This window comes from Amycolatopsis sp. NPDC045836, from assembly GCF_056431745.1.
In genome coordinates, this window is record NZ_JBWKKF010000016.1 from 107618 (window position 1) to 131584 (window position 23967).

21 protein-coding genes are annotated in these 23967 nt (G+C 69.9%); 13 read left to right on the forward strand and 8 right to left on the reverse strand.

Annotated features, from left to right (window positions below):
- Positions 1–135: 135 nt before the first annotated feature.
- Positions 136–1989, forward strand: a complete 1854-nt coding sequence (locus AC07EG_RS28515; protein WP_478256281.1) for a GTP-binding protein — start codon at positions 136–138, stop codon at positions 1987–1989.
- Here AC07EG_RS28515 and AC07EG_RS28520 read toward each other — a convergent pair.
- The 4 genes from AC07EG_RS28520 to AC07EG_RS28535 form a co-directional block, all read right to left on the reverse strand.
- Entirely contained in the window at positions 1955–2623 is a 669-nt protein-coding gene (locus AC07EG_RS28520; RefSeq protein ID WP_478256282.1) for an enoyl-CoA hydratase-related protein, read from the reverse strand. The two genes, AC07EG_RS28515 and AC07EG_RS28520, sit on opposite strands and share 35 nt — an antisense overlap.
- 2 nt (positions 2624–2625) lie before the next feature.
- Complete coding sequence (locus AC07EG_RS28525; protein WP_478256283.1) at positions 2626–3255, reverse strand: TetR/AcrR family transcriptional regulator; 630 nt, start codon at positions 3253–3255, stop codon at positions 2626–2628.
- A 152-nt stretch (positions 3256–3407) separates the two neighbouring features.
- Positions 3408–3707, reverse strand: coding sequence for an NEW3 domain-containing protein (locus tag AC07EG_RS28530; RefSeq protein ID WP_478256284.1), 300 nt, complete (start codon positions 3705–3707; stop codon positions 3408–3410).
- Positions 3704–6097, reverse strand: a complete 2394-nt coding sequence (locus AC07EG_RS28535) for a glycoside hydrolase family 95 protein (RefSeq protein WP_478256285.1) — start codon at positions 6095–6097, stop codon at positions 3704–3706. Before AC07EG_RS28535 ends, AC07EG_RS28530 begins: the two co-directional genes overlap by 4 nt.
- A 167-nt stretch (positions 6098–6264) precedes the next feature.
- On the opposite strand from AC07EG_RS28535, the gene AC07EG_RS28540 reads away from it, so the two are divergent.
- From AC07EG_RS28540 to AC07EG_RS28560, 5 genes are all read left to right on the forward strand, one after another.
- Positions 6265–7545 carry a hydroxyacid-oxoacid transhydrogenase gene (locus tag AC07EG_RS28540; protein ID WP_478256286.1) on the forward strand — a complete coding sequence of 427 codons (1281 nt, stop codon included), beginning with the start codon at positions 6265–6267 and terminating at the stop codon, positions 7543–7545.
- Entirely contained in the window at positions 7539–7958 is a 420-nt protein-coding gene (locus AC07EG_RS28545) for an acyl-CoA thioesterase (RefSeq protein ID WP_478256381.1), read from the forward strand. Before AC07EG_RS28540 ends, AC07EG_RS28545 begins: the two co-directional genes overlap by 7 nt.
- Positions 7959–7976: 18 nt before the next feature.
- Positions 7977–9101 carry a hypothetical protein gene (locus tag AC07EG_RS28550; protein WP_478256287.1) on the forward strand — a complete coding sequence of 375 codons (1125 nt, stop codon included), beginning with the start codon at positions 7977–7979 and terminating at the stop codon, positions 9099–9101.
- Positions 9102–9285: 184 nt separating this feature from the next.
- On the forward strand, positions 9286–9717 hold the full coding sequence (locus tag AC07EG_RS28555) for a hypothetical protein (protein ID WP_478256288.1): 432 nt from the start codon (positions 9286–9288) through the stop codon (positions 9715–9717).
- A gap of 68 nt (positions 9718–9785) precedes the next feature.
- Positions 9786–10682: an alpha/beta fold hydrolase gene (locus AC07EG_RS28560; RefSeq protein WP_478256289.1), complete on the forward strand. Its 897-nt coding sequence runs from the start codon at positions 9786–9788 to the stop codon at positions 10680–10682.
- Here the strand turns inward: AC07EG_RS28560 and AC07EG_RS28565 are convergent.
- On the reverse strand, positions 10679–13093 hold the full coding sequence (locus tag AC07EG_RS28565) for a glucan 1,4-alpha-glucosidase (RefSeq protein WP_478256290.1): 2415 nt from the start codon (positions 13091–13093) through the stop codon (positions 10679–10681). The genes AC07EG_RS28560 and AC07EG_RS28565 overlap by 4 nt on opposite strands.
- A 287-nt stretch (positions 13094–13380) precedes the next feature.
- Between AC07EG_RS28565 and AC07EG_RS28570 the strand changes: the two genes are divergently transcribed.
- The 6 genes from AC07EG_RS28570 (at position 13381) to AC07EG_RS28595 (ending at position 21007) form a co-directional block, all read left to right on the forward strand.
- Positions 13381–15339 carry a hypothetical protein gene (locus AC07EG_RS28570; protein ID WP_478256291.1) on the forward strand — a complete coding sequence of 653 codons (1959 nt, stop codon included), beginning with the start codon at positions 13381–13383 and terminating at the stop codon, positions 15337–15339.
- Positions 15336–16817 (forward strand): type 1 periplasmic-binding domain-containing protein, encoded by a 1482-nt coding sequence (locus AC07EG_RS28575; protein WP_478256292.1) that lies wholly within the window; start codon positions 15336–15338, stop codon positions 16815–16817. Before AC07EG_RS28570 ends, AC07EG_RS28575 begins: the two co-directional genes overlap by 4 nt.
- 674 nt (positions 16818–17491) lie before the next feature.
- Entirely contained in the window at positions 17492–18571 is a 1080-nt protein-coding gene (locus AC07EG_RS28580) for a sensor histidine kinase (protein ID WP_478256293.1), read from the forward strand.
- A complete protein-coding gene (locus AC07EG_RS28585; protein WP_478256294.1) occupies positions 18564–19637 on the forward strand; it encodes a histidine kinase in 1074 nt (357 codons plus the stop codon). The genes AC07EG_RS28580 and AC07EG_RS28585 overlap by 8 nt, the downstream gene beginning before the upstream one ends.
- Complete coding sequence (locus AC07EG_RS28590; protein ID WP_478256295.1) at positions 19616–20272, forward strand: response regulator; 657 nt, start codon at positions 19616–19618, stop codon at positions 20270–20272. Before AC07EG_RS28585 ends, AC07EG_RS28590 begins: the two co-directional genes overlap by 22 nt.
- 102 nt (positions 20273–20374) lie before the next feature.
- Positions 20375–21007 carry a hypothetical protein gene (locus tag AC07EG_RS28595; RefSeq protein WP_478256296.1) on the forward strand — a complete coding sequence of 211 codons (633 nt, stop codon included), beginning with the start codon at positions 20375–20377 and terminating at the stop codon, positions 21005–21007.
- Here AC07EG_RS28595 and AC07EG_RS28600 read toward each other — a convergent pair.
- Positions 20991–21785, reverse strand: a complete 795-nt coding sequence (locus AC07EG_RS28600) for an SDR family NAD(P)-dependent oxidoreductase (protein WP_478256297.1) — start codon at positions 21783–21785, stop codon at positions 20991–20993. The two genes, AC07EG_RS28595 and AC07EG_RS28600, sit on opposite strands and share 17 nt — an antisense overlap.
- Before the next feature lie 92 nt (positions 21786–21877).
- Between AC07EG_RS28600 and AC07EG_RS28605 the strand changes: the two genes are divergently transcribed.
- Entirely contained in the window at positions 21878–22366 is a 489-nt protein-coding gene (locus tag AC07EG_RS28605; protein ID WP_478256298.1) for a beta-class carbonic anhydrase, read from the forward strand.
- 5 nt (positions 22367–22371) lie between these two features.
- On the opposite strand, the gene AC07EG_RS28610 is transcribed toward AC07EG_RS28605, so the two are convergent.
- Entirely contained in the window at positions 22372–22710 is a 339-nt protein-coding gene (locus AC07EG_RS28610) for a hypothetical protein (RefSeq protein WP_478256299.1), read from the reverse strand.
- A gap of 67 nt (positions 22711–22777) precedes the next feature.
- Entirely contained in the window at positions 22778–23800 is a 1023-nt protein-coding gene (locus AC07EG_RS28615; protein WP_478256300.1) for a YdcF family protein, read from the reverse strand.
- Between the last annotated feature and the right edge of the window lie 167 nt (positions 23801–23967).

Below are 23967 nucleotides of genomic sequence, written 5' to 3' on the forward strand. Positions count from 1 at the left end.
TTGGAATGCCGTCGAACGGCGGAGGTTGCTACCGTGCTGCCCGCCCAGCACGCGGAGCGGAGGAGAACCCATGCGGCGAGTGACCGACAGGCCCCATCGACTGTTGCTCGCTCGCAGACAAGGAACTCCTCCCGCATGCGGATGCTCAACCTCGGCATCGTCGCCCACGTCGATGCCGGAAAGACCAGCCTGACCGAACGCCTCCTGTTCGACGCGGGCGCCATTCCCGACCTCGGTTCCGTCGACGACGGCAGCACCCGGACCGACGGCATGGACCTGGAACGCCGCCGCGGCATCACGATCCGCTCGGCGGTCGCCGCGTTCACCACCGCCGGGCACGAGGTGCACCTGATCGACACCCCCGGCCACGCCGATTTCGTGGCCGAAGTGGAACGCGCGCTCGGCGTGCTCGACGGCGCGGTCCTGGTGCTTTCCGCGGTCGAAGGCGTGCAGGCGCACACCCGCGTGCTCATGCGCACCCTGCGTGCCATGGCCGTGCCCACGATCCTGTTCGTCAACAAGATCGACCGCCCCGGTGCCCGCGGATCCGCGCTGCTGGCCGACATCCGGCGGTTGCTCAGCCCGGCGGCGGTCGCGGTGAACGACCCGTCCGGGCTCGGCACGCGGTCCGCTTCGGTGACCGATCTCTCCCCGGACGCCGACTGCGCCGAAATCCTGGCCGAACGCAGCGACGCCGTCCTCAAGTCCTATGTGGAGGGACTCGATCCCCGGCTGCTGCGGGCGGAACTCGTCGCGCAGGCACGACAGGGCTGGGTGCACCCGGTGTTCTTCGGCTCGGCGATCACCGGAACCGGCATCGACGCCCTCCGCCGGGGCATCGTGGACTTCCTGCCGTCCACCGGCCCGGCCGCGTCCGAGGAACCCCTGGACGGCACCGTTTTCGCCGTCGAACGCGATCGTACGGGGCAGCGGTTCGCGGTGGCCAGGCTGTTCTCCGGAACGCTCGCCGCCCGCGACCGGGTCACCTACATCGGCGGTTCCGGCCGCGCGACCGCCGTGCTCGACACCGACGGGCGACAGGCCCGGGTGCCGGCGGGTGGCATCGCCCGGATCGCCGGGGTGCCCGGACTGCGCGTCGGCGATCGGCTCGGCACCACGCCGGGCACCGCGGAACCACCGCGCTTTCGCTTGCCCACGCTGGAAACCGTGGTCACGCCGGGCGAGGGCACCAGCGCACCCGCGTTGTTCGCCGCCCTCGGCCAGCTCGCCGACCAGGACCCGCTGATCGGCCTCCGCCGCGGACCCGACCACGGCAGCCTGGTGGTGTCGCTGTACGGCGAGGTGCAGCGCGAGGTGATCGCCGCGCGACTCGCCGAGGAGTTCGGCGTGATCGCGCAGTTCTCGCCCACACGGGTGGTCTGCGTGCACCGGCTCACCGGCATCGGCGGCGCGGTCGTGCGGATCGGCGACACCAAACCGGTGTTGTTGTGGGCGACGATCGGCCTGCGTGTGGAGCCGGGCCCGGTCGACTCGGGAGTGCGGTTCGTCCTGGCCGTCGAACGCGGTTCACTGCCCGCCGCGTTCCTCACCGCGATCGAAGAGACCACTCGTGCCACGTTGCGCGAGCACTCGGTGGTGGACTGCCTGGTCACCCTGACCCACAGCGGCTTCTCCAGCGTGTTCAGCACCGCCGCCGACTTCCGGACCCTCACCCCGCAGGTCCTCGCCACCGCGCTGGCCCAGGCGGGCACCGTGTGCTGTGAACCGTGGGAACACCTGGACCTGGACCTGCCCGAAGACGCGCTGAGCCCGGTGCTCACCCTGCTGACCCGGTGCGGTGGCATTCCGGGGACCCCGCTGGTGACCGCCGGAGCGGCCGCCCTGGAGGCGGAAGTACCGTCAGCGCGACTGCGGGAAATCGAGCAGGCCCTGCCCGGCCTCACCGGCGGCGCGGGCGTGCTGACCGCTCGTCCCGCCGGGCACCGGGAGCCCGTCAGGCCGTCGGGGCCGGAGCACGCAGGGCGGTGACCGCGGTGGCGAACATGGTCGACTTGATCGCGCCCAGCGTGCCCCGGTCCTTGCCCGCCAGCCCGCGCACCAGCTCACTCGCCTGGTCCAGCAGCTTCGACTCGGCGGCGACGGCGTCGACCAGCCCGAGCGCCTGCGCGTCCGGCCCGCCGAAGCGACGGCCGGTGGTCATCGACGCGACGGCGGCGGCCGGGGTCAGCTTGCCCTGGATGAGCGCGGCCATGCCCGGGGTGAACGGGATGTTGATGTCGGCTTCGGGGAAGCAGAAGTAGCCGCGGTCCTCCCGCATCACGCGGTAGTCGTGCGCCATCGCGAGCATGGCCCCGGCCCCGAAGGCGTGCCCGTTCAACGCGGCGACGGTCGGCACCGGCAACGTCAGCAGGCGCGCGAACAGCTCCTGCACATCGGTGACGTACTGGCCGGCCTGGTCGCCGTGGGCGGTCAGCCACTCCAGGTCCAGGCCGTTGGAGTAGAACTTGCCGCCGCCCACGGTGACCAGCGCCGCCGGGGCGCTGCCCGCGGTGACGGTGTCCAGCGCGGAATTGACGCTCTCCAGCCAGTCCGGCGAAAAGCGGTTCTCTCCGTCGCCGAGGTCGAGGATGTGCACGGGTTCCTGGTACTGCAGTTCGGGCACGGTCAGTCCTTCACGGATCGAGGAGCGGGTGGATCAAGGGCGAGCACCGCGCGGACGGCGGCGTCGAGGCGCCGCCGGGCGTCGGCGCTGACTCCGTCGCCGTCACCGGGCGGGCCGGTCAGGGCGCGGCGGAACAAGGCGGTCGGCAGGTCGACCACACAGGTGGTGATCACTTCGACGGCGGCGCCGTCCCGCCGGCCCCACAGCCGGTCGGCGAGCCGGACCAGCAGCGCGACCAGTCGCTTGTCCAGCGCGAGCAGGTCGTCGGCGAGGTCGGCGGGCAACTCGGGACCGAGCAGGTCGTCGCGGTTGACCAGCAGCAACATGCGTGCCGCCGCCGGTCGCTGCCGCGCGAACACGGCGGGCGCGCTGGCCGCACCCAGCACGGCCTCCACTGGATCAGCTTGCTCGGCCAGCTCGGTCTGCCGGTCGAGGAAGTCGGTCGCCGCCCGCAACCACACCCGTCCGAGCAGCGCGTGGATCGAGCCGAACGCGTGGTAGATGGTGCCGTTCGGCACCCCGGCCTCCGCTGCCAGCGTCCGCACGGTGACCCCGGCGGCCCCGACCTCGGCGATCAGCCGCTCGGCGGTGTCGAGCAGCGCATCGAGATCGTGCACACGAGGGCGAGGCATGTCCGACACTGTAACAGAACACGCGCTCCAAAACTCCCATGAACCAGAACCCACTCGCCCCGGGTGCTCGAGTCGCCTCGGAGAACAGTCACAGCAGTCGGCCTCGGTGACGAACCCGCCTGAGGCGGCACCTTCAACCGCTCGGCCCTTGCTCAGATGCCCACATGTCGCAGGGCGCGTACCTCCCACCCGTTGCCGCCGACCGTCGCATGCAACGTCGCCGCACTCGTACCCGGCGTGACTTCGAAACGATGAGTACGCCCCGTCCCGGCACGCAACGGTGCGGACGGCTGGACGGAGGACAGCGCGGTCCAGCCCTCCGGCAGGTCAAGCTGAACATCCCCACGTGGCAGTGCGGCGCTGGCAGCCGCCACGGTGACCTCAACGCTGACCGGCACCCCCACCTTCACCGCCTCCGGTGCCGCGATGGACACCGAGGCCAGCGGCTTCACCTCATAGCGGTGCCCCCGCTCAGCCGCCAGCGTGACCCGATCGCCGTCCCTGGCGACCTCGACAGTCCGGCCAGTGGTCGTGTCGTGCACCTCGAACGGGCCGGCGAACAGTCCCCCCGGACGTCCACCGCCCCGTCCCGGCCCGCGGTCAAGGCGATACGACTCGGTGTGCCGCCGCTCCAGTCGAGGTCGACGGTCAGGTCACCGCGCGCCCGCAGCCCCCGCACCGAACCGGTGTCCCAGGTGGCGGGCAGCGCCGGCAGCACATCCACCACTCCGGCGTGGCTCTGCAGCAGCATTTCCGCGATGCCCGCGGTGGCCCCGAAGTTGCCGTCGATCTGGAACGGCGGATGGGTGTCCCAGAGATTGGCCAGCGTACTCGTCTTCAGCAGCTCCGAGAGCATGGTGTGCGCGTGGTCACCGTCCAGCAGACGGGCCCAGAAGTTGATCTTCCACGCCTTGCTCCAGCCGGTACCGCCGTCCCCGCGCGCGGTGAGCGAAACCTTCGCGGCCTCGGCGAGTTCGGGAGTGCCGCTCGGAGTGACCCGGTTGCCGGGGTGCATGGCGAACAGGTGCGAGGCATGCCGGTGCTGGTTGCCGGGGTCGTCCAGGTCGGCTTTCCACTCCTGCAACTGTCCCCAGGAACCGACTCGCAGCCCGGGGTCCAGCCGGTTGAGCACGTCCACGGCCTCGGCGGCGAACTCGTTGTCGCCCAGCTGGTTCGCGGCTTCGACGGTGTTCGCCAGCAGGTTTCCGACGATCTGCTGGGACATCGACGCACCGGCGGTGAACGGCCCCTGCTCGGGTGAGTAGCTCGGGGTGACCACCAGCCTGCCGTCCCGCGGGTCGACGACCAGTTCGTCGATCCAGAACTGGGCCAGCGACTTCATCATCGGATACGCCCGCTCGCGCAGGAACGCCTCGTCACGGGTGAACCGGTAGTGCTCGTAGTAGTGCTGGGCCAGCCAGGCGCCGGATTCGGGGAACCAGAACGCGGTGGCCCAGTCGTGCACCCCGGTGAAGCCGAACGGGTTCGTCTCGTTGTGCACCACCCAGCCGCGGTTGCCGAACATCTGCTCGGCGGTCACCTCACCGGCCGGCACCATCGAATCCACGTAGTCGAACAGCGGCGCCGTGGTCTCGGTGAGGTTCGTGGTCTCGGCCGGCCAGTAGTTCATCTGCAGATTGATGTTCACGTGGTAGTCCGCGCTCCACGGCGGCGAGGTGGAGTTGTTCCAGACGCCCTGCAGGTTCGCCGGAAGCGACCCCGCCCGTGAGGACGCGATCAGCAGGTAGCGGCCGTACTGGAAGTACAACACCTCCAGCGCCTTCCGTGCCGCAGGCGAGGCCGTGCCGTCCTGGTAGGCGCGCAGCAGGTCGTCGGTCGGCACCGCGGGCGGCTGCTGCCCGAGCTGGAGGTCGACCCGATTGAACAACGCCTGGTGATCGGCCACGTGCGCGGTCCGCAGCGCGGCCAGCCCCTTGGTGACCGCTTGGTCCACGCGCTGAGTCACTTCAGCGATCGGGGTCCGACCGGTCCGGTACGCCGGATAGACGGGGGAGTAGTCGGTGCCCGCGGCCAAGACCAGGGTGACCGCGTCGGCGTCCTGCACGGTGACCGAGCCGTCCGCGTTGTCGGTGCGCGTGCCGCCTTCGTTGAGTACTTTGACCTGCGCGGCGAAGCGCATGCCGTTGTCGTGGAGGTGGCCGGAAAACGTGAGACGACCGTCTCTCGCGCTCGCCGACTTCGCCCGGTTGTCCGGCGCGGTGATCGCGGTGGTGAATCCGATCCGGCCCGGCTGCCCGGCGGCCAGTCGCGCCACGAGCACGTTGTCGGCGGCGGAGGCGAAGTACTCGCGGGTGAACTCGGTGCCGCCGGAGGTGTAGCGCACGCCGGCAGTGGCCGTCGATATGTCCAGGTAGCGACGGTAGTCGGTGACCTGAGGCGGTGCCTGCGACTGCGTCAGCCGGAGGTCGCCGAAGGTCTGGTACGCACCGAATCCGTGCTTCGGCTGGCCGAGCTGGTCGGCCACCCATTCCGGGTCCGCCTGCCCCTCGGCCTCGATGCGCTGCTGAACGGTTTCGAGGGCACCCGGGCGAGGAGCGGTCCAGTTGCCGAAGTCGTAGCCGGGGGACCCCGGCCCGCCGGTCCACAGCGTCTTCTCGTTGAGCTGGAGCTGCTCGTCCTGGACGCCGCCGAACACGCTGGCTCCGAGCGCTCCGCTGCCGATCGGCAGCGACTGGGACTCCCAGTCCACGGCCGGTTCGTCGTACCAGAGCGTCATCCCGTTTTCCTGACGCGGCGGCTCGGCGCTGGCCGCCGGTACCGGGATCCCGGCGAGCAGTGCCCCGATGGCAAGCAGGGCCAGCCGATCACGTGTCCTGGTCATCAGGCTCCCTCAGCAAAGATCCGATGCATCCACGATGTCGTCCGGTCGATCACCGGGAAATGGTGCACTTCACGCCTAAGTCATCCGATGTCCCGACTGTTCGACGATAAGGGCATTCAGGAATCCGGAGCAAGACCCCGACCGGCGGTGCGGGGTACGGTAACGGCGTGCCTGCAGCTGACTACGAAACGGTTTTCACCTACGGCGCCCCGGCACTGAAGTACGGGAGCGGCGCGAGCGACGAGATCGGCTACGACCTGACGCAGTACGGCGCGCGCCGCGTGCTTGTGCTCACCGACCCCAACGTGGCGGCCACCGGCTGGCCGCAGCGGATCGCCGACGGCATCACCAGTTACGGCATCGAGGCCGAGGTCTTCGACGGCGTGCACGTGGAGCCGACAGACGTGAGCATGGGCAAGGCGGTGGACTACGCCCGCGGACACGGCCCTTGGGACGCCTTCGTCGCGGTCGGCGGCGGGTCCAGCATCGACACCGCCAAGGCGGTCAACCTGCTGACCAGCAACGACGGCGAGCTGATGGACTACGTCAACGCCCCGGTCGGTGGCGGCCGAGCACCGAGCGCGCCGCTGAAACCGCTGGTCGCGGTGCCGACGACCACCGGAACCGGTGCGGAAAGCACCACGGTGTGCGTGCTGGACGTGCTGTCGCTGCGCGTGAAGAGCGGAATCAGTCACCTGCGACTGCGCCCTTCGCTGGCGGTGGTGGACCCGAGGCTGACGGTCAGTCAGCCCGCTGCGGTGACCGCGGCCAGTGGCATGGACATCCTGTGCCACGCGGCGGAAAGCTATACCGCGAAGCCGTACACTTCGTTCGCCCGCAAGCGGCCGGAAGAACGAGTGCCGTACTGCGGGTCGAACCCGCTGGCGGACATGTTCGCCGAGGAGTCGCTACGCCTGCTGTCGCGGTCGCTGGCGGCGGCCGTGGCGGATGGTTCGAACCTGCAGGCGCGCGAGGACATGGCCCTGGCGGCGACCTTCGCCGGGCTCGGGTTCGGCAATGCGGGCGTGCACATCCCGCACGCCAACGCCTACCCGGTGGCCGGCCAGGTCCGCGACTTCCATCCGGCGGGCTATCCCGGCGAGGAAGCCATGGTGCCGCACGGCATGGCAGTTTCCCTGACCGCGCCGGCGGCCTTCCGCTTCACCTTCGAGGCGGCCCCCGAGCGGCACGTGCGGGTGGCGCGCTTGCTGGCGCCGGAATTCGAATGGTCCGGGGACGCTGCCGAACACCTGCCCGCCGTGCTGCGTGACCTGATGGAGCGCATCGGCATCCCGAACGGTATCGGCGCAGTCGGCTTCAGCGAGTCCAATGTGGATTCACTTGTCGAAGGAACACTCAAGCAGCAAAGACTGTTGGCGACCGCGCCCCGCGAACCCTCCGAGGAGGACCTCGCGTCCATCCTGTGCGACTCGGTGACGCTGTGGTGAGCGAATATCCTCACGTCCAGACGATTCCGTTGCGCTGGAAGGACAACGACGTCTACGGGCACGTCAACAACGTCGTGCACTACTCGCTGATGGACACGGTGATCAACACCTGGCTCATCGAGCAGGGCGGCCTCGACATCGAACGGGGCGAGGTGATCGGGCTGTGCGTCGAGTCGCACTGCAACTACCGCGGCTCGGTGTCCTTCCCGGGGTCACTGGCAGTCGGCTTGCGGGTCGGACACCTGGGCCGATCGAGCGTGCGGTACGAGATCGGCATGTTCGCCGACTCTGGTGCGGGCGAACTGATTGCTGAAGGTCACTTCGTGCACGTTTTTGTGGATCGGGCGTCGAGGCGCCCGGTGGAGGTGGTTGGCAGCTTACGCAAGTCGCTGGAGGCCCTCACCAGGGCCTAAGATCACCTTCACCTGATCGTGTATCGGCTGATCGAACGTGTGTTTGATAACGTCGAGTACGTGGCAAGAACATCCGAGGAAATCCTCCTCTCCATGCGAACCATCGTCTCCAAGGTCGCCAAGCTCGAAGCAGTACTGGCACGGGAGGCGGTGGCATTCAGCGACGCCGTCCAACCCGCGAACGACGTGGCCGAGCGACTGGCGAAGGCCTTGTGCTTGACCAAAGCCAGAGCACAGGACCTTCTCGGCGACGCATGTGCCCTGACCGACCGGTTCCCCCAAATCTTCACCCTGGTAGAACGCGGGCACGTGCCCATGCCCTCCGCGGTGGCGGTGAGCAAGGCCGCTGCCTGGGTGAACGACGCCAAGGTGCCGGTCGTGGACACGGTGATGGCTGGTCGCCTGATCGGGAAGAATCCGACCGCGGCGCGCCGCTCGGCCAACCTGGCTGCCGCTCGCGCCGACCCGCTTGGAGACGAGAAACGCCCACGCCCCCAAGAGGAGGACCGTGAGCTGCAGTTGCGGCCCGGCCCCGCTGGGACCGCCAGCCTCATCTTGCGGAGGGCACCGGCCGAGAAGGTCGTGGCCGCGTACCGCTGCGTCGATGAGCACGCCCGCAAACTCGCAATCTCTGACGAGACACGCTCCAGGGAACAACTGCGGGCCGACGTCTTGCTCAATATGTTGACCGGCAAGCGAATCGATAGCGATGACAAGCCTGGGTTCAAAACCACGTTGACGCGTTCGTTCTCGAGGGCTCGCGTCGGCATTCCGTCGAGTTGGCCGGTCATGGGGCGATCGCAGCGTCGCTGGAGCGGCAAATCGTCCGCAGGCGCTCCACAGTGTTCCACTGCGTCATCATCGACCCCGCCACCGGCCGACCCTGAGGAATCGGCCGCCAGTGTTCTTGTCCCTAGGCAGGCCTCGGCAAGGAACGCCAGGTCCGCCACCGCGAAAGCTGTCGCCCCATGTGCCATCGTTCCGCACACTCCATCGATTTCGATCACTGTGAGGCCAACGGCAAGGGCTGGAGCGACGGGTACCGGGCCGATCCCAGCGCGCCGAACGTTCTGCACCGCATCGCCCGCAAGGTCTGTGACATCCCCAGCTGACACCACCGCACCCACCCCGATGGGACAGTGACGAACGCCCACCGCCGAGAACCAGGTTGGCGCCGATAAACCGAAGGTTCCGGGCGTATCAGGCGTGCGGCGTTTCGGCTGGGTGAACGCGCCGACGAAGTGTAGAGAATTGACATCCTCGGAACGAGCCAGGAGTGCTTGGATATGGGGATGGCCGTTGCCGCGCTGGTGTTCTCCTGGCCGGATTGATCATCGCGGCGTTTGCCGCGTGGTATGCCCGTGGGCAGAAGCGCGCTGCCGAGCTCTCGGCGATCGAGGCGAAACGCGCCGCCGACGCTGCCGCCGAGATCGCCGCAGTGGAGAAGGCACGTCGTGCGGATGAGGTGGCTGAAGCTGGGCGCTGCCGGGTGCGCTTCATCCTGCTCCATGAGGGTGGCCATGAATACCTGCTCCGCAATGTAGGGACCGACAGCGCGTATGGCGTCTACGTGGACACCGGCGGATTGGGTTACGAGGACGAGGTCACCGACTTCGACGAGTTCGAATCCGGCCACGAGTGCAGGTACCTGCTGACCAGAACGGCGGATCTTGGCCTCGCCGAGCATGTGGTGGTCACGTGGCATCATCGCGAAGATCGCACCGATCAGCCTCAGACGGCGAGGCTGGTTGGGCCCTAACTGAGGTACGACCACCGTCGAAGCGAAAGCGGTGCGGTGGGAGCGCTCGCCTGTGTCAAGATCAATGCATGAGCTTCTCTTCGATCGCCCGGGTCAGCACGTCCGTGCTGGACATCGCGTACGAGTGGGCGGGGGATCCGGCCGGTCCGCCGGTGGTGTTGTTGCACGGCTTTCCCTACGACGTGCGGGCCTATGACGAAGTCGCCGGTCGGTTGGCGGAGCGGGGTGCTCACGTGATCGCGCCGTACTTGCGTGGTTTCGGCGAGACCCGCTTTCGGGATGAAGACACCATGCGCTCCGGGCAGCAGGGCGCACTTGCCCAGGACCTTCTCGAGCTGCTCGATGGGTTGGGTATCGAGAAAGCTGTTGTGGCCGGGTATGACTGGGGTGGGCGGGCGGCCTGCATCGCGGCGGCGCTGTGGCCCGAACGTGTCGCCGGGTTGGTCACCGTCGACGGCTATAACGTGCAGAATCTCGCGTATGCGGGTGAACCCGCCCCGCCCGAGTGGGAGCGCACCTACTGGTACCAGTACTACTTCCACTCGAAGCGGGGCAGGCGCGGCCTCGAACGCAACCGCGACGAGCTGTGCGAACTGCTTTGGCGGACGTGGTCGCCGGAGTGGGACGGAGCCGCCGCGGCCTTTCGGGCCAGTGCAGGCAGCTTGCACAATCCGGACTTCGTCGACGTGGTGATCCACTCCTACCGTCACCGTTACGGCCTGGCCGAGGGCGATCCCCGATATCAGGGCATCGAGGACCGCCTCGCCGGAGAGCCGCCGATCACTGTGCCCACCGTTGTGCTGGAGAGTGGCGCCGACGGCATCGGCGGCCCCAGCGCGACGGAGGATCGCGAGCACTTCACCGGCGAGTACACCCACCGGCTCCTGCCGGGGATCGGGCACAACGTTCCGCAGGAAGCACCCGGAGCTTTTGCCGAAGCCGTGGTTGCCCTGCTCGGAACCTAGGGCCGCCAGGTGTCGTTCAACGTGAGCGTGCACCCGTTCGAGGTCGTGGCCGTCCGGTTGTCGCCCGACTCCCAGGTGACCGTGCTGCCTTCCTTGCGTAGGTACTTGTACTGGAACGTGGTGCCCTTCGGCAGCCCGGCGCTGGTCGTCCACACCGGATAGGTCGCTGAGGACATCGGCAGTGCGTTCGCCGGGTTCCACGAGCCCAGTTCTGGCCGGTCACCGACGACGAAGATGTTCTGCCCCCACGAGGTGCTCGCGTTGACGGAAAACTTCGCCGAGACGCTGGCGCAACCGTTTGCGTACCGCTGCTTGACCACCGACGGAGTCTCCACCGGCGCACCTGCGTCGATGGAGTGCGCGAGTCGGACGAACTGCGCCATCGACCACGCCAGCGGCGTCGCCGAGCCGGTGCCTTCGCCGAAGGTGAAGCCCGCCGTGCTCGCCCGGTCCCACACCTGTTCCGGAATCAGGTAGCCCGGGTTTGCCGCGGCCGCCATGGTGGCCAGGTGAGTTGAAGCCGACCGCCCGTTGGCGAGTTCGTACTCACCGCGTTCCCCGGTCAGCAGCGGCCACAACCGGCCGGCGCCGGCGCCGGTGTACGGGCCGCCGGAGGGGGTTTCGCCGTAGCCGTCGTGATTGTAGCGGTACCACATCGGGCCGTTCGGCGTGTTCACCTTGATCGTCGAGTCGATCTCGGGCAGTGTGGCGGCGACGTCCGGGTCGGCGGCCGGTTTCACACCGAGCCGCACCAGTTCCAGGAATCCGGCGTCGATGATCGAGCGCTCGTCGTGGTTGCCTCCGCCGTTGGTGAGGCTGGTGTTCTGGCCGTCGTCGGGATTGCCGTTGCCGTCGATGCGCTCGAAGTACCGGCCGTCGCCGAGTGGGCCGGTGGTGGTGAACGTCCAGCCGGTCACCTGCGCCTGCCACTGGTCGGCGGTGGTGCGGTAGGTGTTCGCGCTCGCGGTGTCGCCGTTGCGCTCGGCGAGGTCGGCGGCGCAGATCAGCCCGGCGATCTCCGCGGCGATGGTGGACGGCGAGTAGCCGCCGTTCTCCTCCCAGCGTTCCTGCGGGGTGGACGGGCCCCGCGACACCAGGAAGTCCGCCGACTTCTTCACCTTCGCCCACATCGCCGCGTCGAACCGGCCGAGCTGCCACACCAGTACGATCGGGAACGCCACCTCGTCCAGTTGCAGGCTGGTCCAGCAGTTGGTGCCGTCGAGGCGGGTGTTCTGCGGGAACGACCCGTCCGGTCGCTGCTGGACGTTGAACAGGTAGTCGGCCGAGCGGTTGGCCGCCGCCGTGTCGCCCGCGGCGATCTGCGCGGTCGAGACCTGGTAGAGGTCACGAGACCAGACCGCGTGGTATCCGCAGTCGCCGGTGCCGTTCGCGTTCTTCGCCTCACCCCACGGGTTGGTCAGCGAAGCGACGTTCGCGCCGAGGTAGGTCTTGTCCTCGTGCGCCTTCAGCGTCATCAGCGCGACGTTGTACTGCGTGGTCAGCCCGGCGCCGGTGATCGAACCGGGTACCGCGGCCAGCGACGACAGGTAAGCGCTCCAGCCGGACCGGTACGAGCTGTCCGCGGCGGTGAACCCGCCCGTCAAGGACGCCGAAGCGTTCGCCGAGGCGGTGCCGCGGTTCTCCCCGAAGCCCAGCGCGAGCGTGAACGTGGTGTCGGTGCCGACCGGAATCTGGCCCAGTTGCACCAGGTTTCCCGGTGTGCCCGCCGAGTCGTACTGCGTGTCGAGGGCGTGGTTGCCGCTGAGGTCGACGTAACCGTCACTCGCGCTGCCGCTGTAACCGCTGGTCAGCTTGGTGAAACCGGTGGAAGCCGCCAGCGCGCTGGAGACCGGGCCGTCGGAGGCGACCAGTTGCCCGCCCGACGACGCGCCGGTGTCGCCCATGCCGCTGTTGTTCAGCGACGGGTTGTACAGCGCGTACAGTTGCAGCGGGCCGCCGGTGAGCACTTCGAACCGGGTCTGGATCAACACGGTCGCCCTGGCCGGGTCGGTGGTGTGCGTTTTGGTGATCCGGTAGCGGCCGTTGGTCGCGGTGTTGATCTGGCGGTAGCTCAGCGACCGGGGGTCGGTGAGCACCACCTGCTTGCTGGTGTGGTCGCGTTCCAGCTGGGTGAACCCCACCCCGTCGGACACCACGTACTGCAGGTCCTGGACGTTGGCCACGTCCACGGTCGGGTAGTAGACCTCGTGGTTGATCCCCTGGCCGAGGGTGAACCACACCTTCGAGGTGTTGGTGGCCGAGGTGCCGAAGCCTTGTTTGCCGCCGGTGGTCCAAGCCGAGTCGGTGCCCGGCGCGCCGGGTGCTTCGGCTGCAACGGCGGCGGGTGCGGGCAGCAGGAGCGGGGTCAGGGACAGCAGGGCGGTGGCCGCCCACGTGCGCGAACGTCTCATCGGACAGGGTCCTTCCCACGGACTTCGTTGGCTGCCGGAATTTGTTGTTCGTCGCAACATATTGCTCGACAACCCCGGGCACCAGAGCCGATCGGGGTAACCGGACCACCGCGCCGACTGGTCCACTCGGTGGCTGTTTCCACTGGGCGGATCACCGGAAAGCGGGAGCGCTCTGCCCCGATCGGCGGTATGAGCCAGGGTGGGCAACCATTTCGCTCACCCGTTTTCCGATCGTGACGAAGGCTCCCTATATTTGTTTTCTCCTACTGGTCGAGCAAAGGGCGAAGATGCCTAGCGAGCCGAACCGGCTGGCCGGATTGCGGCCGATCACCGTCGGGCTCCTCGAAAAGTGCCTGGCGCGGCCAGGCGGGCAGAGCTGGGGGCCGCCGCTGGTGGTCGCCCTCGGCGCGCGCGGAACCGGGAAGACCGCGCTGCTGCGGGATTTGGCCGACCGCTGCGCCGACGTGCCGCACGCGCAGGTCGATTTCGAGAAAGAGGACTGGGCGAACATCGAGCCGAGGGAACTGCTCGGCCACATCGCGTTCGAGCTGAGCAGGCATTGGCGCCAGTTCGGCCGGATCGCTTTTCCGCGGCTGTGGCTGTGCATGCTGGTGGTCGGCTCGCCGGTGGAAATCGGCGACCGCAGGTTGGCGCTGCGCAAATTGCGCGAGGTACTGGCGCAGAACCAGCCGCTGGAGCAGAACCGCGAGGCCGTGGTCGACGTGGTGCGCCTGGCCGGCGGTATCGGCGGGCAGGGCACGCCCGGCTGGCCCGAAGCCACCGATCTGCTGCTGCGCGGGCTGAGCTGGTACGACCGCCGCCGGCTGCTCGGCAAGATCAAGGGCCTGCCCGCCAGCTCCGGCAGTCGCGAGGACTTCCTGATCGAGATCGCCCGCTGGGCCCAGGGCGACGAGGACGACCGCGCCGCCGCCGACGCCACCTTCTGCGACGCCTTCCTCGCCGACCTCCGCCGTGCCTACTCCGGGGTCAACCGCGCCCGCCGCACGCTGAACGCCGCGGTGCTGCTGGACAACACGCACACACCCGGCGGCCAGGCGTTCCTCCGGGTGCTCGCCGAAGCCCGCCGACGAGCCGGTCCCGAGATCGATCCGCTCGCCGTGTTCGCCACCAGCCGCGGCTGGAACCCGGACTGGAACGAGAGCTGGCACCCGCCGACCGCGTCCGGAGCGGACGAACCGGAGCGGCGCCGCCCGTCCACCGAGCGCACCAACGGGCTGGCTTGGCCCCGCCCGCGCCGCCCGTCCGAAGTGGACGACGACTGGGCGGGCCCGGTGGAGCAGGCGCACGGCCGCTGGTGGCCGTGGTACCTGATGGAACTCGGCACGTTGTCCCAGGACGACACGGTGGACCTGGCGGTGACGCACGACATCCACCCCACCTCGCGGCTGCCCGGTTTCGTCCACCGGCTGACCGACGGCCACCCCGGGGCCACCACCGAGGTGCTGGACCGCATCGCGCGCAGCTACGACCGGGCGAACCCGACTTCGCTCCGCTCGGTGCTCCAGCACGAGTTCCCGCGGCTGCGCGAGTACCTGCTGCAGGACTTCCCGGTGTCCAGCCGCGAGGACCTGATCACCGCGAGCGCGGCGCAGGACGTGGAAATCCTGTTCCACCGCGAGATCCTCGCGCTGCAAATGCCGGCTGGTGAAGGCGCGTTGTTCAAGACGCTGAGCGACAACCTCTGGCTCTGCGCCGAGCCCGGCGACGTCCCGCACTACGTCCTGCATCCGCTGTTGCGGCGAGTCCTCCTCGGTGAACTCGCCGCGCGCGGTGACGACCACGAGTTGAACTGGGACCGGGTGCACACCCTGTGCCGGGACTTCTACGAACGCGGCGGCCGCACGGTCGCCGCGCGGTACCACGACCTGGCCCTGGGCAACGTCGCCGACGCGGTGGCCCACCTGCGCAAACCCTTCGAGGGTGAACTCGACGTGCGGCAGGCGCAGGCGTGGCTGGCCGAACTGGACCACGTCACCGCGGCGCCGAACCGGCTGGACAAGACCGCCGAGCCCTACGACCAGGTGCAGGCGCACGCCGGGCAGTGGGCGGACGAACTGGAGAGCACGCTCGCCTGGCTGGTGGTCTCGCTGTGGATCGCACGCGACCCGCTCGGCGATCCCGGCGGCACGCTGGACAGCACCATCGAGAGCAGTTTCCACCACCTGGCCCAGGGCAGGGGCCGCGGCTCGATGCTCCTGCACGAACGCGCGGAGAGGTATCGATGAGCACCGGAACCGACCGGATCACCCCGCCGAAGCCCGCGTGGTGGAAGTGGCTGTGGGTGGGCGGCGCGGCACTGCTGGCCGCGGCCGTGGTGATCGCGGTGACCGTGGTGGTGCCCGCGATCGACCAGGCTTCGCGGACCTGCGGCGAAGGCGTGGAGCGACGCGGTGAACACGGCGAATGCATCGGCGTCACCGACGGCCGCTATGTGTTCTCCTCGGACCTGGCCGACGTCGAAGGGCGCATCCGCGCCGAGAACGACGCCGTCGCCGCGTCGGGCAAGCCCTACGTCAGCATCGCGGTGTTCCTGCCGATGACGCTGGCCGAGGCGGACATCCTGTCGCCGGAATGGGTGCGCCACCAGTTGCAGGGCGCCTACCTCGCGCAGTACCGGGCGAACAACTCCGGGACGTGGGGCAGCACCCCGCAGATCCGGCTGCTGCTGGCGAACCCGGGCAGCAGGCTGGCGCAGTGGGAACCGGTGGTCGCCGAACTGGAGCGCCGGATGGAGGCCGAGCACCTGGTGGCGGTCACCGGCATCGGGTTGAGCCTGGACGACGCGAAGCGGGCGATGACCCGGCTCTCCGAGTTGAAGCTGCCGATCATCGGGTCGCACCTGGCGGCCGACGAACTGTCGCAGATCCCCGGGTTCCTGCGGGTTTCGCCGACCAGCTCGACCTACGGGCGGTCGGCGGCGAACTACGTCAAGCCGACCGCGCGCACGGCGGCGCTGGTGCAGGACAGCAATCCCGGCGACCTGTACCCGAAGACGCTCGCGGACGCGTTCACCGCCCAGTTCGCCGACGACGGGCACCGGATCGTCGGGCGCGTGGAGCTGTACGACTCGACCCTGCCCGGGGTGGAGAACACCTTCCTGCAGATGATGCCGAACCTGTGCGGCAACGATCCCGACGTGGTCTACTTCGCCGGCCGGGAGAACCACCTGACCGCGTTCGTCGCGCAGCTGGCCCAGCGGCCGTGCCTCGACGACCCGGTCATCGTGCTGACCGGCGACCTCGCCTTGGTCGACGCCCCCGGCCCGGCGATGCGGCGCGGCCTGGAGGCGAACGTGACCGTGCTCGCGCCGGGCCTGGCGCACCCGCAGGCGTGGACGACCACCCCGCAGCAGTTCAACCCCGCCTCGGTGGCCGGGTTCCGGGAGGCGGGCTGCAAGGACTGCTTCGAGGCTCTCTTCCCCGGTGAACGGCTTGACGACGGGGTTGCCATCCTGGCCCACGACGCGGTGCTGACCGGGGTGTGGGCGATCCGGCACTCGGTGGCGAACCCGGCGGGCAAGGTGACCGCGCCGGATGTGCTGCAGGTGCGCAACCGGCTGCACGGCGAGCTGGCCGTGCCCGGTGCCAGCGGCGACATCTCCTTCGACGACCGCGGGGACCCGGTGAACAAGGCGGTGCCCATCCTGCGGGTGCGGGTGGACGACACGCCGGAGTTCCTGGCGCTGGCCGCACCTGGCGGTTGAGCCGGGCGCACCGCGATGGTTGAGCGCGGGCGTTGCCCGTTGGCCGAGCCGGGCGAACCCTCTTGGCCGAAGCTCGGGTCGTGTCCGGTGGTCGGTGCGGGTGCACTGGTGTGAGCACTCGGAGTGCACCCGGTGGCTGAGTTCGGCCACATCCCCGTGGTTGAGCGTGGCCCTGAGGTTGAACACCGGGCGCACCCGTTGACCGGATGCGGGCCGTGCCTGTTGTTGAGCCTGGGGTGGACCTGGTGGCTGAGCGCGGGTCCAGTGGTTGAGCCCTGGTCGGACCCAGCGACTCAATGCGGGCGGTGCCTGGTGGCTGAGCCCGGGCATACCTGGTGGCCGGCCCGGGTGACACGGTGGCTGAGGTCGGCCACCCGGGTAGTTGTGCGGGCCGCGCCTGGAACGCACCTGGTGTCTGATCCCGGCCGCCCCTGGTGGCGGGCTTGCCTGCATCCGGTGGCTGGCTGGGCCGTGTTCGGTGGCTGGGCACTCGGGGACATCTGTTGGGCTGGGCCGCACTCGATGGGTGGGCTGAGTCCCCTGTTGAACCCGTCGCACCCGGTGGCGAGTTCGGCCGGTGGCTCGGCGGGAGCTCCAGTGGCTCCCGGCTACTCCGGCGGGTGGTTGAGTCATCTGCTTGACTGCCTTCCGTGCCGCCTGTTCGTGATGCCTCTGTGGAAGCGGAGTCGGTCGCGGTGGTGGGGCGGTTCGCCGGGGTGGCCCGGGGGGCTGGGCTGCTGGTGCTCAGTGTGTTCGGGGTGCTGGCCACCCCAGCCGGTGCGTTGCCGCTGGCGTTCGGGTTGCTGGGGCTGGCGTTGCTCGCCGGGGGTGCCGAGTTCTTCGCCGCGCGCACCGGTCGCGGCAGGCGCACGGCGTTCGCGCTGGCCATGGTGCGGGCGGCGGCCATCGGCGCCACCCAGCTGCTCACCGCGCCCGATCCGGCCGAGCTGAACCAGTGGGCGCTCAACGTGCTGACCATCACCGCGATCACGTTGCAGTGGGAGTGGCCGCCACGGGTGACCGTGCCCGCGGTGAGCGTGCTGCTGGTGGTCCAGCTCGTACCGCTCGCGCCGGAGGAGGGCGTGGGCACGGTGTTGCGGGTGTTGATCGAGAGCGTGCTGGCGCGTCTCGCCTTCCTCCTGCTGCTGCGGTCGACCCGCCGGCTCGACCGCGCGCGGGAACGACGTGCCCGGCTCGAACGCGAGGAGGCGCTGGCACTGGAACGCCGTCGGCAGGAGCGGGAGTACCTGGCCGTGCTGCACGACACCGCGTCGGCGACCTTCCTGATGGTGGCGCAGCGCGGGGCGACCGCCGACCCGGCCGAGGTCGCCGAGTACGCGCGGCGTGACCTGCGCATCCTCACCGGTGCCCGTGGACATGACAGCATGGTCGACCTGGAGTCCTCCCTGCGCGGCGTGCTGGAGCAGAGTCCCGTGCGGGTGGACGCGCGGTTCTCGCCGGTGCCGCTGTTGCCCGCGTCGGCCGCGCTGGCGCTGGTGCGTGCGGTGCGTGAGACGCTGCTGAACGTCGAGCGGCACGCGGGGGTGGACGAGGCGGAACTGGTCGTGGAGGACGGCGTGCGTGTCGTCGTGCGCGACACCGGCCGCGGTTTCGACCCGGCCGAGGTGCCTCCGCACCGGCGTGGCATCCGGGGGTCACTGGTGGAACGGCTCGAAGCCGCCGGCGGCCGGGCGACGGTGACTTCCGCGCCGGGCCGGGGGACCACGGTCGAACTGGTGTGGCCGGATGACTGACGTCGCGGCGGACCGGGTGGCCGGCGTGTGCCGGATCGCGTTGCTCGTGGTGGTCGCCGCGATCCAGCCGGTGCTCAGCCTGCCCGGGGTGCACGGCGCCGCCGACTGGGCCGCGTTCGGCACGCTGAGCGCGGTGACCGTGGTGGCCGCGTGGTGGGTGCTGCGCGGCCGGGCGGTGCCGCTGCCGGTGGCGCTGGCCGGGGCGGTGGTGGTGCTGGCGGCTTCGGCGGTGGCCACCTGGGTGGTGCCGCCGGAGGAGTTGTTCGGCGACCAGCACTGGTCCTTCGGCTTGGTCGGCTGGCACCTGCTGGTGCTGCTGTTGGACCGGCCGGCGCTGGCGGTGGCCGGGCTGGCCGCGCAGGTGGTGCTCAACCTGACCCGCCTGGTCACCACCGCGCCCACCGACCGCGCCGAGATCGGCGGGGTGGTGATCGTCGTGCTCAGCGTGATCAGCTTCCAGCTGGCCACGCTCGCGCTGACCCGGCTGGTGCGGCGGCGGGCGCGGCAGGCCGCCGAAGCCGCCGCCGAGCGCGACCGCCAGGCGCACCGCAAGGCGCTCGCCGAGCAGCTGGCGGCCGACCAGCGGATCCGGTTCGCCGGGCAGCTCGGCGCCACGCTGCCGCTGCTGGCCGCGCTGGCCGACCGCACGCTGGACCCGCGGGCGGCGGAGACCCGGCAGCGGTGCGTGCTGGCGGCGACCCAGCTGCGGCGGTTGTTCGCCGAGAACGACGACGTGCCGGACCCGCTGGTGCACGAGGTGTCCGCCTGCGTGGACCTCGCCGAGCGGCGTGGGCTGACCGTGGCGCTGGCGGTCAGCGGTGAGCCGACGCCGGTGCCGACCGAGGTCCGCCGCGAACTGACCGCGCCGCTGATGACCGCGCTGGTGGGCGCCCGGTCGCAGGCGCGGGTCAGCGTGCTGCGCGGGGGGCACGAGGTCCGGGTCGCGGTGGTCACCGACGGCGAACCGGGTGAGCCGCCCCACGGCTCGCCGCGGGTGCGGGTCGAGTGCCACACACTGGGTGAGCGGCTGTGGATGGAGGCGAAATGGCGTTCGGAACCGAGTTGAGCGCGGTGGTGATCGACGACCACCCGGCGGTGCGGGCGGGTGTGGTGCACTGGCTGAGCTCGGGCAGACCGCCGATCCGCGTGGTCGCCGAGGGCGAGGACGTGCGCGTGGCGTGGGTCGGCGAAGGCGCGCGGGCGGACGTGGTGATCCTCGACCTGCACCTGAACAGCACCACCCCGGCGATGGGGGACCTGCGCCGGCTCACCGAGGCGGGCAGGCGCGTGGTGGTCTACTCGATGCGCGCCGACGACGACATCGCCTTGCAGTGCCTCGAACTGGGCGCGCTGTGTTACCTGACCAAGGCCGAAGGCGACGAGCACCTGGTGGAGGCCGTGCGCGCGGCCGGTGGTGACCGGCCGTACACACCGCCGTCGCTGGCCGGGGCGCTGGCGGGGGACCGGTCGGACCGGCGGCCCGCGCTGTCGGCCAGGGAGACCGAGGTGCTCATCGAGTGGTTCCAGTCGGAGTCGAAGGAGTTCGTCGCGCACCGGCTGGGCATCTCGCCGAACACGGTGAACTCGCACCTCGAGCGCATCCGGATCAAGTACGCGCAGATCGGCAGGGAAGCCCCGACCAAGGCGGCGCTGGTGGCCAGGGCGATCCAGGACGGGCTGATCGGCGTAAGCGATTTGTGATCGGCTGTGGTGCGATCGGGCCACACCGGACGACCTGGCCGGCGACTACGGTGCGTGGCGAGCGCGCCGTAATCGATTCGGCGGGGGAGTCCGAGGAGATCCATGAAGCACGACCGCACCGCCCTGTTCGCCACCGGTTTTGCCGCGCTGCTGGTGCTGTCCGCGTGTGGCGGGGGCAACGAGCAGTCCGCCGCCCCGGCGCCCGCGCCTGCACCTGCCGAGTCGGCCGCACCGGCCTCCGCGGCTCCGTCGTCGTCGGAGGCCCCGAAGAGCGCCGGTTCCGCTGAGGTGACCGCGCCCGGTACCGAGCTGAAGGTCGGTGACCGCGCGGTGGTGCCGTTCAAGTACGGCACCGACAAGACCGGCACCATCGCCATCACCGTCAACGCGATCGAACTCGGTTCGAACGCCGACCTCGCGTCGTTCGGCGACAAGGCCAAGGGCATGACGCCGGTGTACATCCGGATGACGGTGGAGAACGTGGGCGGCACCGACCTCGCCTACAGCTCGGTCCGGCTGCGGGCGGTGGGCCCGGACGGCCGCGGCACCGGCGTGATCATCACCGGTGAGACCCCGCAGTGCGAATCGGAGTCCGCGAAGAAGGACTTCACCACGGCCGGCGCGAAGTACGAGACCTGCGAGCTGCAGGCCGTCCGCGAAGGCGGCGAGGTCGGCGGTGCGACCTACACCGACAGCGACGAGTACAAGGACGACGCGGTCATCTGGAAGAAGTGACCGCGGCCAGCCGGGCCGCGTCGGCGGGGTCGAAGAGGTCGTTGCCCACCTCGATCCGCTGGTGCAGGTGAAAGGCGCTGAGTGCTTCGGCCGGCGGTTCGTCGAGCAGCGCGAGCAGGTGCGGGACCACCGCTGAGGCCGGTTTCGCACTTGCTTTCTGCTGGGCGATGAACCGGGCCGTCGCGGCGTCGTAGTCCCCGGCGAAACCGGTCGCCGTGGTGCCCGGGTGGAACAGCACGTAGGCCAGCCCCGGGTGCCGCTGGGCGAAGTCGACGCCGAGGAAGTCGTTGAGCCGCCCGGCCTGGAACATCGCCCGCACGCCGTCGTACGCCCGGGTGCTCTGCAGGTCGTCCCAGGCGACCGGGGTGTCGTGCCCAGGCCCGGCCACGTTGAGCACCACCGCCCGCCCGGCCTTCTCCAGCGACCCCAGCAGTTCCTCCCCGAGCACGGCGCGGCTGGCGTAGAACAACGCGAAGTTGTGCTCGAACCCCTCCGCGGTGACCACCCGGTTCGTCTGGAAGTACCGCGCGCAGAGCACCAGTCCGTCGACGACCGGATGGGTGGCCGCGAGCTCCGCGGCCACCGCACGGGTGTCCGCCAACAGGCTGAGGTCGACCGGGTGGAAGGTGAGCAGCCCGCCGCTCTCGCGGGCCAGCCGGGCACCCCGCTCCCGGTTCCGCCCGAGCACCACCACCCGGTCACCGCGGGCGGCCAGCGCCCTGGCCAGCGCCGCTCCGATGCCGTCCGTGCCGCCGGTGACCACCACTGTCTTGGACATGACCAAACGGTACACCAAAATGAACCAACGAGTTCAAGTCCGGCATGTGGGCGTGGTTGCGGCCCGGCCGCCCGGGGCGTCGACTTGACCGCATGACTGCCACGGACGAACTGCTCGCCAACAACGCGCGCTACGCCGAATCCTTCACCGGGCCGCTGCCGCTGCCACCCGCCAGGCAGCTCGCGGTGCTCGCCTGCATGGACGCCCGGATCAACGTCTACGGCGTGCTCGGCCTCGAAGAAGGCGAAGCGCACGTCATCCGAAACGCCGGCGGCGTGGTCACCGAGGACGGCATCCGGTCGCTGGCGATCAGCCAGCGCCTGCTCGGCACCAGGGAGATCGTGCTGATCCACCACACCGACTGCGGCATGCTCACCTTCACCGACGACGAGTTCAAGGCCGCCATCCAGGACGACACCGGGCTCAAGCCGTCCTGGGCCGCCGAGGCGTTCGGTGACCTGGAAACCGACGTCCGCCAGTCGATCGCGCGCATCAAGCACAGCCCGTTCATCCCGGTCAAGGAATCCGTGCGCGGTTTCGTCTTCGACGTCGCCACCGGGAAGCTCGACGAGGTTTCCTGAGCGGCTCAGTTCTGGTTGCCGTAGGTCTGCTCGCACGGCCAGCCGTCGCGGTCGGCGTCCCAGTTCAGCGGATAACCCGCGGCGAGCCAGGCGTTGTACGCGGCGGTGTAGGAGTAGCCGTTGCTGTGCATCCACTGGCAGGCCGTCTGGTCCCGCGGCGGTTTCGCCTGCACGGCGGGCGGGGGCGCGGTCACCGTCACCGGCGGCGGCACCACGACCGTCTGCGCAGGCGCCGGTGCCTGCACCGTGACCGTGCCCGGCGCCTGCGGCACCGCTTTTCCCGGTACTCCCGCGCAACCGGTCAGCAGGAACAACGCGCCCGCGACCGCGATTCTTTTCACCATGCCCGGAAATGCTCCGGCAATGCGGGAGTCGCGGCTACGGCCCATCGACCCGGTGCGTGCCGGGTCTTCAGGCCCGGTTCAGCGCCACCAGCCACGGCAGCGCGACCAGCAAGCACAGCAGGATCACGTTGGTGCGCCAATAGTGCACCAGCAGTGCGATGAACTCCCGGATGAACGCGCTGGGCAGGAAGTACAACGCGGTCGGCGCGCCGAGCACGTGCACCGGCAGCCGCATCCGGCGGGCGGTCACCGCGGTGCGGAACACGTGGTAGTTGTTCGTCACCACCACCACGCTTTTCTTCCGCTCGGGTCGTTCCCCGAGCACGGCGAGGCCGAGGCGCAGGTTCTCCTCGGTGGTGGTCGCCGCTTCCTCCAGCAGCACCCGGTCCCCGGGCACCCCGTGTCGCACCAGGTGGTCGCGCATCGCGGCGGCTTCGGTGGTGTCCTCGCCGGGTCCCTGTCCGCCCGAGACGACGATCAGCGGCGGCTCCCCGGCCTGCCACCGGTACAGCTGCCGTGCGCGGTCCAGGCGGCTCGCCAGCAGCGGCGGCACTTCCGTGCCGTGCAACCCGGCGCCGAGCACCAGGATCGCGGTGATCCCGCGACGGCGCACGACCCGCCCGTAGAGCACCGAATACCCCAGCAGGCAGGCGAAGAGGAAGGTGAGGTAGGCGCAGGCGAGCAGCACCGAGCCGAGCGCGGCCATCGCCCACCGGCTGCTGCCGGGGCCGATCACCAGCGTCAGCACCACCACCGCGGTCAGCGCCACGCCCGCGGCCAGCGAAAGCACGTTGGCGGGCCGGTGTCCTTCGCGCCGCCACATCACCACGCCGTTGCCGAGCAGCGCCACCGGGGTGAACAGCGCCACGATCGCCACCGCGGGCAGCAGCAGCGACTCGCGCACCCAGCCGGGGGAGAACACCAGCAGCGTCAAGCCGAACAGCGTGGCGGCCACACCCAGCCACACCGCGTTGCTCACCCGCCGCGGTTCGGCGAGCACACCCGCCACGAACACCGCCAGTGCCATGGCGGACAACGATCCGTACAACGCGCCGATGACGGTCTCCTCGTGAACCGGGCGGTGGGGCACATCACCTTAGGCGATGCCAGCCGAGGTGAGCGGGGCCGACCACCACCCCGCTTCCGCCCCCTGGTCCTGCACCATCGGGTGATTCCTTGTACGGTCGTGGTACTTCGGTTCAGACAGCAGCCGTCACCCACTCCGGTTGGACAACCGCATCCGGGGGCGGCGCTGCG